Source organism: Treponema sp. UBA7567, from assembly GCF_002476655.1.
Classification (GTDB): Bacteria; Spirochaetota; Spirochaetia; order Treponematales; family Treponemataceae; genus Treponema_D.
Window position 1 is genome coordinate 1 of the sequence record NZ_DLLH01000077.1, and the last position, 12,810, is coordinate 12,810.

At 38.1% G+C, this 12,810-nt stretch carries 9 protein-coding genes; 6 read left to right on the forward strand and 3 right to left on the reverse strand.

Annotated features, from left to right (window positions below; all coding sequences use genetic code 11):
• The 5 genes from dcm to B3Y13_RS09525 form a co-directional block, all read left to right on the forward strand.
• On the forward strand, positions 1-1,264 hold a 1,264-nt coding region (gene dcm, locus B3Y13_RS09505; protein ID WP_296694187.1), incomplete at its 5' end, for a DNA (cytosine-5-)-methyltransferase.
• Positions 1,261-2,427 carry a restriction endonuclease PLD domain-containing protein gene (locus B3Y13_RS09510; RefSeq protein ID WP_296667059.1) on the forward strand — a complete coding sequence of 389 codons (1,167 nt, stop codon included), beginning with the start codon at positions 1,261-1,263 and terminating at the stop codon, positions 2,425-2,427. The genes dcm and B3Y13_RS09510, both read left to right, overlap by 4 nt.
• Positions 2,420-5,056: a Z1 domain-containing protein gene (locus B3Y13_RS09515; protein WP_296694189.1), complete on the forward strand. Its 2,637-nt coding sequence runs from the start codon at positions 2,420-2,422 to the stop codon at positions 5,054-5,056. The genes B3Y13_RS09510 and B3Y13_RS09515 overlap by 8 nt, the downstream gene beginning before the upstream one ends.
• A 1,907-nt stretch (positions 5,057-6,963) precedes the next feature.
• Positions 6,964-7,905 carry a hypothetical protein gene (locus B3Y13_RS09520; RefSeq protein ID WP_296667068.1) on the forward strand — a complete coding sequence of 314 codons (942 nt, stop codon included), beginning with the start codon at positions 6,964-6,966 and terminating at the stop codon, positions 7,903-7,905.
• Position 7,906: 1 nt separating this feature from the next.
• The gene (locus B3Y13_RS09525; RefSeq protein WP_296694191.1) at positions 7,907-8,647 is read left to right on the forward strand and encodes a hypothetical protein; all 741 of its coding nucleotides are present in this window, start codon (positions 7,907-7,909) and stop codon (positions 8,645-8,647) included.
• Between the two features lie 150 nt (positions 8,648-8,797).
• On the opposite strand, the gene B3Y13_RS09530 is transcribed toward B3Y13_RS09525, so the two are convergent.
• The 3 genes from B3Y13_RS09530 to B3Y13_RS09540 form a co-directional block, all read right to left on the reverse strand.
• Positions 8,798-9,598 (reverse strand): SDR family NAD(P)-dependent oxidoreductase, encoded by an 801-nt coding sequence (locus B3Y13_RS09530; protein WP_296667073.1) that lies wholly within the window; start codon positions 9,596-9,598, stop codon positions 8,798-8,800.
• Positions 9,599-9,650: 52 nt separating this feature from the next.
• Positions 9,651-10,958, reverse strand: a complete 1,308-nt coding sequence (gene hisS, locus B3Y13_RS09535; RefSeq protein ID WP_296694194.1) for a histidine--tRNA ligase — start codon at positions 10,956-10,958, stop codon at positions 9,651-9,653.
• A gap of 211 nt (positions 10,959-11,169) precedes the next feature.
• Positions 11,170-12,297 (reverse strand): N-acetylneuraminate synthase family protein, encoded by a 1,128-nt coding sequence (locus B3Y13_RS09540; protein WP_296694196.1) that lies wholly within the window; start codon positions 12,295-12,297, stop codon positions 11,170-11,172.
• 75 nt (positions 12,298-12,372) lie between these two features.
• On the opposite strand from B3Y13_RS09540, the gene B3Y13_RS09545 reads away from it, so the two are divergent.
• Positions 12,373-12,810: TIGR03546 family protein (locus B3Y13_RS09545; protein ID WP_296694199.1), on the forward strand; the 438-nt coding region annotated here is incomplete at its 3' end.

A 12,810-nucleotide genomic window follows, 5' to 3' on the forward strand; every position in this document is an offset into this window, starting at 1 on the left:
CCCGAAAAACGAACCTTTTTCGGGACAGAATACACATCGGAAAAAATCAAAAGCCAACTACACATTTTTAGACAAATATATTGGCGAAAAAAGTTTTGATGAAAACTACGCGCTTTTAAGTCATTATATCCAGCTTCAAGATTCCATTGCTGGTGAAAAATACAGAAAAATTCTTGAGCAAAACGGACTTGATGTTTCAAAGTTTCCAGAAACAGATGATTTCAATGCAAAACTTGATGTTCCGTTTGGTACACCAAAAAATCCGGCTTTTACTTTTGTTGATTTATTCGCTGGTATCGGCGGATTTAGGCTTGCTATGCAGTCCTGCGGCGGTCAGTGCGTTTTTTCTTCAGAGTGGGACGATGCCGCAAAGCAGACTTATTTTGAAAACTATGGAGAAGTTCCGTTTGGCGATATTACAAAACCGGAAACGAAAGATTTGATTCCACAAAAATTCGATGTGCTGTGTGCAGGCTTTCCGTGCCAGTCTTTTTCAATTGCCGGGTATCAAAAAGGGTTTGATGATGTCCGCGGAACTTTGTTTTTTGATGTTGCGGATATTTTGGAGAAACATCGTCCAAAGGCATTTTATCTTGAGAATGTAAAAAACTTGAAGTCGCATGACGAAGGGCGGACTTTTGCAAAGATAATGGACGTTCTGAAAAATCGGCTTGGTTATATCGTTGACTCAAAAATCATGAATCCGTGTGAATATGCGAATGTTCCTCAGAACCGCGAGCGAATTTTTATAGTCGGCTTTGACCCGAATCAAGTTGGAATTCCTGAGCGGTATTTTCGTAGCGGACAGTTTGAATTTCCGTTTCCAGAAAAAATTGAGCTTACAAAAAATATTCATGATGTGATAGATGATTCTGTTGAAACGGAAAATCTTTTTTACAAAGAAAACCATCTCTATTACGAAAAAATGAAAGATGTGATTGTAAACCCGAACACGGTTTATCAGTGGCGAAGAGTTTATATCCGCGAAAATAAAAGCGGAGTTTGCCCGACTTTGACAGCGAATATGGGCGAGGGCGGACACAATGTTCCGATTGTTAGAACTTCAAAAGGAATCAGAAAATTAACGCCTGAAGAATGTCTTGGTTTTCAAGGGTTTCCAGTTGATATAAAAAATCCATTTCGGTTTCCAAACTCCATTGCGCAAAGCAAAAAATACAAACAGGTAGGAAACAGCGTAACCGAACCGCTTATAGAACGCGTCGCAAGAAATGTAATTCAATTTGTAAGGGAGAATGAGAGATGAATTTTGTGGATGAATGGAAACAAAATAAGGAGTATTTTTCCTTGCTTGAACTTATGGCGCGCCTTTCAAATCTTTTTAGCGACAGCTCAATTCCATTCTTGCATTACAGGGTTACTGAAAATCTTTTCTGTAAGTATTATAAAGCGGAAAATCTTTCGCGCTCAGATACAGCTTACGATGCAAAAAATGGCTCGTTTGGAGTCGGAATAAAAACTTTTACTTTGGCAAATAATGCAAGCACAGAAAAGGTCGCAGAATTTAATTCAATAAGTTCAGAATTGAAAAAATATAAAGGATATGATTTAGCCTATCAGCTTGCAGTCGCACGCAATGAAAGAATGATGCTAGGGCAGCGGCTTTATGGCATTTCAGATGGCTGCTATCACATTATCGGCCGGGTTGAGAATGGCCTTACAGTTTTTAACTCTTCCTATCCTCTTTTAAATACAGAAAAAATTCATGTAATAAAAGACACGGAAAAATCGCTTCAATTTGATGACGGAAAAGAGTTCTATAATTTTAATTATTCAAAAAGTACTTTGTTCAAGCATTTTGAAGTTCCTGAAGATTCCAAAGAAAAACAAGAAATTTCAGTTTCTATTATCCAAGATCCTTATGAGCTTCTTCGGAAACTTATTGACACAGAGGATTATGAAGGCAAATACACAGATATTTACAATATTCATAAAGTAATCCACGAGCAAGTCGCAAGCTTCAAAAAGCAATTAAGGTTTGGAATTGACTATGTATATCTGCCGCTTTATTCAGAAAGACTAAAAGAAGTTCCTTTAAAATCTGGTCTGAACCAATGGAACGCAGGCGGCAGAGCACGGGATGCAAATGAGATTTATATCCCGATTCCTCTTTCTATTCACCATGATTTTCCAGCTTTTTTCCCTCCGCGTGATACTCCATTTACACTTCATCTTCCAAACGGTTCTTCAATGTCTGCAAAAATCTGTCAGGACGGCGGAAAAGCGCTTATGTCAAATCCGAATAAAGAATTAGGAAAATGGCTTTTGCGGGATGTTCTTCACCTTAAAGAAGGCGAGCTTTTGACAATGGAAAAACTCAATCTCTTTGGCTTTGACAGCGTGATTATTACAAAAAACGATTCAGAAAATTTCAAAATAGATGTCCGGAGACGAAGTGAGAATGAATGATTTTGAAAAACATCAAGAAGAGAATTTAATTCAGGAAATAGTGGCCTGGAAATTAAGACGCCCTGAAGAATCTTGGGAATCTATTGACAAAAGCTTACTCATTGTTTTGGATAACGCTAGAGAATTTAAGGAAAATTATCCTGAAGATTTTATAAACTTAAAAGAAAAATGGATTTTAGAGGCAAGAAGAGTAATTGAATTAAAAACTGATTTTCATGGAATTTCAGCAAAACACGAACGCTGGTTTTCTTTTTCTGAACTGTATGACTCAAAATACTGGAACCATTTTGAGCAGCAGATGAAATCTGAGAACTGGGATAAAAATCGTCTTGAAATAAATAAACGGCAGTCAATTGAAATCATAAACCAGCTTTCAAATCCGCGGAGATTCGACACTTCAAAGGAAGATGCAACAAGAAAAGGATTGGTTTACGGTCATGTCCAGTCTGGAAAGACTGCCCAGATGTCTTCAATTATTTCAATGTATGCGTCTTGCGGATGCAGGTTTTTCATTGTTTTTTCAGGAATAACAAATTCTCTAAGAAATCAGACTCAAAGCCGGTTTAGAAAAGATTTAGGAATTGATAAAATGGGCGGCTGGGACTTGCTTACGGACAGTTCTGACAAATTGGGAAAAGATGATGTCTGCATAGAAGGAAAAATAAACGGCAGCAATCCAGTTCTTGTTGTATTCAAAAAAAATCCTCATGTTCTTCGCCGCCTAAAAGAGTATTTACAGAATATAAATAACGATACATTTTGGAAAAATGAAACAGTTCTTGTCATTGATGATGAATGTGACAACGCTTCTATGAATGTTGCAAAGCAGTTTGATAATGACGGTTTTGCAACAGGAAAAAGAAGCTCTATCAATTCGTTGATTACAGACATATTAAATATTTTTGAAAAGTATTGTTATGTAGGATTTACAGCAACTCCATTTGCAAATGTCCTTAATGAAAAGCCTGGAAAAGACAGTCTGTATCCAGAAGACTTTATTTATCCTTTGTCTATAAGTCCTAAATATTATAGCGCGCGAAAATTGTTTGGCTCGTCAAATGATGATCCTGATAATCCCGAGCCGTTGCTTGATGTTGTGAATTTTGTGGAAACAGAAGAGATAAATCCAAAGTCTAATGACTATGCAGATGTTCCTGAATCATTAAAGAATGCAATATTTTACTTTATTTTAGCCACAGCATGCAAATACTATCGTGGTTTCAGCAACAAGCACTCTTCAATGCTTATCCATGTGGATTTAAAAATTTCCACGCATGCTGTTGTGAACAAATCTGTTGAGCTTTTTATAGAGAATATAAAACAAAATCCATCTGACTTTTTTAGTTATATGGAGAAAGTTTGGAATTCTGAAAAAGACAGAGTTTCATTTGAAACTGTAAAACAGCTTTTTAATTATTCCGAAGAAGATAAAGAAAAATACAAAGTCCCTGATTTTAACCGGCTGAAAAACTTTATTTTAGAAGCCGCAGATAAAATCGAAACCGTAGTTGACAATAGTTCTATAGCTTGGGATGAGAGGCTTCATTATCCTGATGATGAAAGCAAGGTTTATATTGTAATTGGCGGAAATACTCTTTCGCGCGGTCTTACACTTGAAGGTCTTATCGTAAGCTATTTTTACAGAACATCAAAATTATATGACACATTGCTGCAAATGGGGCGCTGGTTTGGATATAGAATTGGCTATGAAGATTTGCCAAGAATCTGGACAACAGAACAAATAGCAAAAAATTTTTCTTTGCTTGCCGATGTGGAAGACGAGTTACAGGAACAGTTTACAGATTATGGCAATGGCCTTACTCCTGATGAGATAGCTCCAAGAATACGAGTTCTTCCTCTTCTTCAAATTACAAGAAAATTGGCAATGCAGAATGCAAGAATTACCGGCATAAATTATGCTGGTCAAAGACCATCGACTTTATTCTTTGAGCGCACAAATAAAGAATGGCTTTTGCATAATCAGATTGCCACAAGAGAATTTCTTGACGGAATAGCTCAAGCTCCAGTAGAAAAAAATGGGAGTGTTATTTATTCGAATATTCCAATTTCTAAAATTCGGCAGTTTATTGAAAATTATAAAATTTGTGAATCCAACAATGCTTGCCGAAAAAATTTAATCTTGAAATATCTTGAAAAAATCAATTCCAAAAATTTTTTGCAAAACTGGAATGTCTCAATAATTCAAAACAAAACGGGCCGAGAATATCAGATTTGCTCAAAGCTAAAAGTCCATCTTGTTAACCGCAGCCGCCTGGATCCTAAAAGCAAAAATGATTCAATAGCAAATATAAAAGTTTTGGGCCAGCCGCAGAATATGCTTGTTGATACAGATATTCCTGATTCTGAAAAAGATGAATTCAGGCCTTTAAAAATGTTTCTTCAGCGCCATAAATATTTTGAAGAAAAAGGAATCGCTGAGCCTGGGCTTTTGCTCATATATCCGATTGATAAAGACAGTAAGCCAAAATCAAATCAGACTGGCAGACTGCCATTGGATGCGGCAGAAGACGTTATCGGGATAACGCTTGTTTTTCCAAAAGATAAGAATATTGAATTCAATACATATATGACAATTTCATTGGATGGAGTGGAGAATGATAGACTTTAAGTTTGATGAAGTGCCGTTCAGACGAGGAATGGGAACTATAAATGCAAGCGGAGCGTCCAAGACTTTAAATGGTTCTTCTTTAACTGATACAGAAATCTTATTAAGAGAAGCTGTTCAAAATTCTTTTGACAGCCGGCTAAAAGAAAAAAAATTTGATGAAAAAACAGGAAAGGTTGTATCTAAATATTTGCCTTTGAATTTTTCAATTCGGGCTTTCAGTTTCTCTTCAGACCAAATGGTTTTCATACAAAAGCTGTTTGATTCAGAAAATTCAGAATCGTACTATGCCAAAAATGTACAGAAATATATAAAAACATCTTCCCTAAATATTGAGATAAGCGATACCAATACTACTGGCCTGATAGGATTTCCTGGAATTACAGAGAAAAAGAAAAATCAGAATTTTGCAAATTTTGTCTATTTTACAGGAAATGACAAATCGCTTTATTCAAATGACGGAGGTTCGTACGGATTTGGAAAAGCGGCGTTCTTTTTGTACTCGCAAGCCAGGACAATAATTATTTACACAAGAATAAAATCTGAAAGCGCATCGAATTATCAGTCTAGGCTTATCGCTGTTTCGATGGATGAAAGAATAGATAACAGATGCTGGTGGGGAGAGAAAAAGCAAAGCGATAACGAAAGCGGCGTTTATGCGTCGCCTGTTTTAGGAAAACTTGCAGATGAAATTGCCGAAGCAATCGGCATGAATGTCTTTAACGAAATGCAGACAGGAACAAAAATCCTTATTTTAAATGCACGTCCCCGGCTTTTTCCTCAATACGAAAATGGCAACGAAAAAACAATCGATGATATATTCAGATACGACATTCCTCAGTATTTAGTCCATTGGTACTGGAACAAAATAATTGCGAAAAAAGTTATTTTTGATATTGCCTATAAAAATGAAAAGATAGAGCTTGATAATCCAAATGAAATATATCCTTATAAGCATTTTATAAACGCTTACAGAAGACTTAATGCGATAAAAAAGAAAGAGATAAAAGCAGACGGAAAAAGAAGCATTGAAATTTCCCAGGAACGTCCTAGCGTAAAGCTTGGAATTGCCTGCATCGAAAAGACTTCGCCTAAAAAAAGTAAATATGAAGAATTGATGCCAATTTTAAGGACTTCACAGCCGCTTGTCGCTTTTATGAGGGGGATTGGAAATATTGTTTATTATGGAAAGTATAACATCGGACCAGAGAACCTTAATGAAACGTGTTTTGGAGTTTTTGCCTGTGACACGAAGTCTTGTTCTAATGGAGAAACAGAGGGCGAAATAGATCGGTATTTTCGGGGAATAGAAAACCAGACTCATACACGCTGGGAACATAAAAATGATATGTTTCCTCACAATTATCTGAAAACTGTAGAAAACAAAATTGACCTGCTTGTAAGGTCGAATTGCGCTTTTGAAGAAATTGATGATTCTGCGGCAAATATTTCAGTTATGATTCAACGCACTTTAGGCGCAAAGCTTCTTCCATATAAATTGCCAGTTGGCGGAGCCAAGAAAACTTTGAAACCAGCTGTTCAAGCAGAAGCAAAGGCATCAAACAAAAAGTCGTCAATTACTAAAACTGGAAATTCATATATTGAAATCGATTCAAAAACAAACGAAAAATATGTTTATGTTCAATACAAGATAAATGTTTTAACGGATAAGGCTGTCAAGATAAATAATATAGTTCCCAAAATAGAAACTTTGGATGCTGGANNCAGTTTTGAGGATAATGGAACTTACCTAAAGTTTTCCGGAACATATAAAAAAGATAAAGACGGAACTCTCTCTATGACAGATTCAAGACTTCCAAAGATATTTAAACTCCCGGAAACTTGCTATTTTAAAATAAAATGCCAAAAAGACTGTTCATTTGATTTGAAAATTGACTGGGAGGAAGTTGATGTACAATAAAATATATACCTATAAGACAGTTTCTCCGGAATCTGGAATAATTCAGGCTGAATGGCAGATTTACGGGCGTTCAATACCTTTGTCGCACGAAATAAAATCCTGGAAGAAAAATGCGGATTTGCAAATAAACTGCAATATATATGTTTCAGCAAAAGAGCTTGACTCTTTTATTTCTAGAAATGCAGAAGCTTCATTCTATATTGTATGGAACTCTTTGTCTGGACGAAACGGGACTTCACTGCAAGGCTGCGCATTTGTTCAAAAGTATGAAAATAAAAGAAATGAAAGCGTGAAAGAATATAATTTTTCTTGCATTGTTCCAGGAACTAAAATTGCGGGCGACACAGAAATTTCTTTGGTTCTGGCAATCTCGTCTGAAGATAAATTTGTTGAAAAAACAGAATTTGCAACAGAAAAAGGAGCTGTTATATTCAGAACTTCTGAACTTTTGTATCTTGAAGGCGGTCAAGCTCTTTTTCCTGTAAAAGCAGTTTCTTTTAAGGAGCGTTCTGGAATTGCAAAAAAAGCTTTGTATTATCTCCGCAAAAAATATATTGATTTGGACAGCAATTTTAATGCGACATACACTTTATTTTTTAATATAGAACATCCGCTTTTTAAAAAGATAAATTCAGATTTAGAGAATGATGTTGCCGCAAATTATCTGTTGAAAATGATTATGTTTGATGTGTATAGAACTATTGTTTTTGATGCTCTTGATAAGGAACACGGACTTGATGAGCTTTCAGAGTCGTTTGAAGAGAATTCTTTTACTTTACGCGCTGTTTATTCAAAAATTCTGAATGAAGTAAAAGAGAAATATTTTCCTGAAAAAGATTTGACTTCCCTGAAGGAAATGATAAATCAAGGCGAAGAGCAAAGAAATTCTCTGTATACGGCAATTCAGGAATATGTTTTTGGAGATGAATAAGATGAATGACGAAGATATAATCAGAGTTTATCCGGTAATTGATGATGAGCCGGAAAAAATATACGAAAAATTAGAAAACAGCCGTTTTGTTTTTGAAGCATTAAGTGAAAACAAGCTTGTTCCGCCCGGTGTCGGAGATATGGTTTTATATGAGGAGCTTGATTTATTGCGGCAGAATGTAATTGCTCTTGCTAGAAAATACGGTTTCGGTGATATTAATCATAATATTGACAACTCCTTAAAACTGAAATTTGATAAAGAGCTTGGAAGCTTAATTTATGAAAAAATGAAAATTACACCTTCTGTCGCTGCAACACTTCCTATGTGGCAGTTTTTAAATTTGCAATTATTGCCTGATGTCGTGTTTTGGCGTTGGGGAAATTCAAAAGAACATTTTTACTCAGAAAGAAGAAATTATCTTGGGACACAATGGTGGAGATATTATCTTTTTTCTGATTCAGAAGAATCTTTAAGAATCTATTCAAAACTGAATGATGCTGAGATTGCAGAATTGTATGAGCGTTCTGGAAGCAGAGGATTGCCAGAGCATGTTTTTGAAATTTCAAAATGGTTTGCGCAGCTTTCCAGAAATATTCTTATAAAAAATGAAAGAGAAATGTTTCGCTCTGTGATAAAAAGATATAATGCGGAACTTGGATTCAGAAATTATTTTTCACTCGACGAAAATGACAAGTTTTTAATCTTCAAGAATTGCTTTGATGATGCTGTTGTTTTGAATTAGAATTTATTATGACCGACTTTGAATATCAGATTGAATGTACCACCTGCGACCTGGCGGACAAACTTGTCGGGGAGTTGCGGGGTGTCCCCGCAGAGGGGATAGGGCGCAACGCAGTGCGGCCGCAAGGGGAGGCTTCCCCTTTTTTTGTGTTTATGGTCTTAGGCCCATTCCGCCTTCAAGTGTGATTGTCTCGCCGCTCATATATTTAAAGTCTGGCGAGGCAAGCTGTACGCAAGCGCGGCCGATTTCTTTTTCTACGTCGCCAAAGTGTCCCATTGGAGGAGTTTTTACATTTGCCTTGAATGCGTCCGGGTATGATTCCTGGAATTTTTCGAGCTGGGCTGTCCAGGCAAGAGGGCAGACTATGTTCACGTTGATTCCGTCTGGCGCCCATTCTGTTGCGGCAACGCGCGAAAGTCCGCGGATTCCTTCCTTTGCGGCGGCATATGCGCACTGTCCGTAGTTTCCGAATAATCCCGCGCCGGAAGCAAAATTGATTACTGTTCCTTTTGTTTCCTTTAAATATGGATAGCAGGCTTTCATGTAGTAAAATGCCGCGTACAGTCCGGAATAAAGAGCCAGGTTGAACTGGTCTGTTGTGTGCTCGGCAAGCGGAACTCCGGAAGCCGAGGCCTGGGCATTGTTTATAAGCACGTCAATTCTGCCGAATTTTTCAACAGCCTGCTTTACAACGTCGTTTACAACCGCTTCATTGTCTGCTCCTGCGTTTACATCTGCCTGCACGGCAAGAACTTTTATTCCGTATTTTGATTCAAGGTCGGATTTTGCATCGTTTAATTTTTGAAGGTTGCGTCCTGTAATCACAAGGTTTGCGCCTTCTTTTGCGTATGCTGTGGCGATTCCGTATCCGATTGAGCCGCAAGTTCCGTCGCTCAAAACTGCTTTTCCGCCGCCTGTTATAATTGCTACCTTATCTTTTAAAAATCCCATTTTTTCTCCTCCTGATATGTTTTTTTTTGTTGGCAGATAAAATTATTCAAGACTATTTTTCTGAAAGAATTTTTTCCGTCGCCTGCTCAACCGTCAAATTTTCAAACTGCTCACGTGTGGCAAGTTTTTTTAAGGTCAAAACATTTTTTTCGGCTTCGTTTGTTCCGATTAAAATTCCCCATGGAACTGTCTTTGCATCTGTTACCGCATATTGCTGCGCCATTTTTTTCGCTTCCGGAAAAACTTCTACGTTGATTCCTTTTTGGCGCAATTTTTCTGCAATTCCCTGATAGTGAACGGCAAGCGATTTGTCCATGCAGTAGATTTCCACATCGAGATAGCTTCCTTTTTTGCCTGTTTTTCCAAGCTGCTCAAGACCTGCAAGAAGACGGTCGAGCCCGATCGAAGCTCCTACGCCCGGAAGTTTTGTTTTTGTGTAAAGGCCTGCAAGGTTGTCGTAGCGTCCTCCAGAACATACAGAGCCGATTGACGGAAGTTCGTTTAAGAAAGTTTCGTAAACAACGCCGGTATAATAATCAAGTCCGCGCGTAATCGAAGGATCCAGAACGTAAGTTGCTTCTATTCCTGCCGCCTTCATCATATTGTAAATATCGCGCATTCTCTGGCTGTCGCTGTCTTCTCCGCCTGCCATCTGCTCAATCATGCTCAAAGTCGAGTCAAAGTCGTTAGAGCCGGAAATATATGTCAAAATCTGCTCTGCTTTTTCTTCGGACAGAGTATATTCAACCAGCTCTTTTTTTACTTCTTCTTTTCCGACCTTTGCAAGCTTGTCAACTGAACGCAAAATGTCTTCTGATTTTTCTGCAGCTCCGAGTTTTTCAAGAAAACGGTTAAAAATCCCGCGGTGATTTACGTGAATTGTAATGTCTTTTACTCCGATTTCCGCAAGCGCCGCACGCATAATGCTCAGAATTTCAAAATCAGCCGCAGCCGAATCCGAGCCTACTGTGTCAATGTCGCACTGTATAAATTCGCGGTAACGTCCAGCCTGTGGTTTTTCGCCTCGCCAGACTTTTGAAAGATGGTATCTTTTAAAAGGAAAATAAAGCTCGCTCTCGTGTTCTGCGGTAAAACGCGCAAAAGGAACAGTCAGATCAAAACGCAGGGCAACATCACGTTTTCCGTTGTCCAAAAATCTAAAAACCTGTTTTTCTGTTTCGCCGTTGGATTTTCTCAAAAGAATTTCAGAATATTCGAGAACTGGAGTGTCGATAGGAACAAAACCGTATGAGCGGTAAACCTTTGTAATTTTTTCCATAAGTCCGGAACGTTCAATTTCGTTTTCCGGTAAAATGTCGCGGAAGCCTTTAAGCACGCGCGGTTGAATTAAACTAGCCATAATTCAATATGATACAAAAAAAAAGCACTTTATACAAACAAAAAAATTGGAGCGCATTTCCTGCCTGCGACCGTCCCTGCACAGTTGCGCTGCCGCTTCATCCGCTTTGCGGACGCTTGCGCGCTGTTCCGGCACGGGCTAGAATTTGTCCCTTCATAAATATTTTTTTTGTCCGCACCTTTTTGTCGTTTCGTTTTCTTTTTTTAAGCCTTTATTCAGCAAAATCTTCAAAATTGACGCCAGAGCCGGCTTTTACTTCGTGTTTGAGCGTTTTTCCGGTAATTTCTTCAAGAAACTTCGGGCTTATTCCAGGCGTTAGAACCTTTTCTGTCCGCAAAACCGCGACATCCCCGTTTTTTATTTTTTCTCCAGCTTTCATGTCGTTTATAAAGTGCAGGCTCCGGTTTGTGCGTCCGTAGTTTTGTTTTTCGGAAGGAGCAAGTTCCTTTTTTCCGCTTCCCAAAATTTTTTCGACGCGCTCTTTTCCGTAAGTTTCGCCCATCTGCCTGATTATTTCCATTTCTCCTTGTTCAGCTCCGTAATGCCTCAGAACCGCATCGCTTTGGTGGACTGTGTGGCACATAAATCCGAATTGTTCCGCTGTAAGCGCCACAGGATCGTCAAGTCCGTCGGTTTCTTTGCTTAAGGTTATGTGTTTTTCAATCATTTTTGCGCCCTGGCTTACCGCAAGGCAGGGAACCAGAACAGGATCGAGGGAATGGTCGCTGACTCCGCAGCCGATTCCAAATTTTTTGCTGAGATTTTTTATTACGCGCAGGTTGTATTCATCTTCGGGAGCCGGATAAAAAGTTATGCAGTGCAAAAGTGTAATTTGCTCAGTTCCCAAAATACCAATCGCGTTTTGAATGTCTTTTAGTTCGGAAACTCCGCTCGAAATTATTACAGGAACTGCTTTTTTGCCGTTTTTTTTCTGTTCGCCGCGGTATTCTGCAAGCGCTTTTAAAAGCGGAAAATGGTTTAGCTCCGGGCTTGCAATTTTTACATAGTCCGGCTCAATTTTTAAAAGTTCTTCAAGAGATTTTAGTCCAAAAGGCGAGCAGATAAATTTTACATTTTTTGAACGGGCGTAATCACTGCATTTTTTGAAAAATTCGCTTTTTACTTCGAGAGCCTTAAAACGGTCGTAAAGCCGCACTTTTCCGCCGGGAAGCTCTACAAAACCTGTGTTTGGATGCAAAATTTCGTCAGCATAAACCCATTGAAATTTTACGGCGTCCGATCCGGCTTCAACCGCCGCGTCCATAAGCTTTACGGCTTTTTCAAAATTTCCGCCGTGCGCCGTTCCGATTTCTGCAATTATAAAAGTAGAATTTTTCATAAAAGTCCTGATTTTTATTCTTTTTANNTTTTTATTTAATTGTAACATTTTAAACTGTTGTGGTAAAATGAAAGCATGTTAAATAAACTTATAAAACTTTTAAAGGCTTTTAACGGCAATGTAAATCCTGGCGAAATCGCCCATGCCTTTGCCTGCGGCGCAATTCTTGGTCTTATGCCAAAGAATAACCTTTTATGGTATTTGGTCCTGGTTTTTATTCTTTTTGTAAGGATAAATAAACCTTCTTATCTTTTAATGATTTTGCTTGGCTCTGCTGTTTCACCTGCTTTTGACGGTCTTTTTGACAGCATCGGGTACTGGTTTTTGACGCTTCCTTCGCTTGCGACTTTTTTTGAGCGTCTTATCGAAATTCCTTTTGTCGCGTTCACAAAATTCAACAATACTGTCGTAATGGGAAGTTTTTTGTGCGGAATTCTTCTATATATTCCTCTTTATGCATTTGCAAGACTTCTTGTTTTTGTATGGAGAAAATACGCGGCTGACTTTATCCGT

Bases quoted from the DNA above. Each gene is read 5' to 3' on its own strand.
- B3Y13_RS09520 (WP_296667068.1), top strand. From the start codon at position 6,964: ATGTACAATAAAATATATACCTATAAGACAGTTTCTCCGGAATCTGGA.
- B3Y13_RS09510 (WP_296667059.1), top strand. From the start codon at position 1,261: ATGAATTTTGTGGATGAATGGAAACAAAATAAGGAGTATTTTTCCTTG.
- B3Y13_RS09515 (WP_296694189.1), top strand. From the start codon at position 2,420: ATGAATGATTTTGAAAAACATCAAGAAGAGAATTTAATTCAGGAAATA.
- B3Y13_RS09525 (WP_296694191.1), top strand. From the start codon at position 7,907: ATGAATGACGAAGATATAATCAGAGTTTATCCGGTAATTGATGATGAG.
- B3Y13_RS09530 (WP_296667073.1), bottom strand. From the start codon at position 9,598: ATGGGATTTTTAAAAGATAAGGTAGCAATTATAACAGGCGGCGGAAAA.
- hisS (WP_296694194.1), bottom strand. From the start codon at position 10,958: ATGGCTAGTTTAATTCAACCGCGCGTGCTTAAAGGCTTCCGCGACATT.
- B3Y13_RS09540 (WP_296694196.1), bottom strand. From the start codon at position 12,297: ATGAAAAATTCTACTTTTATAATTGCAGAAATCGGAACGGCGCACGGC.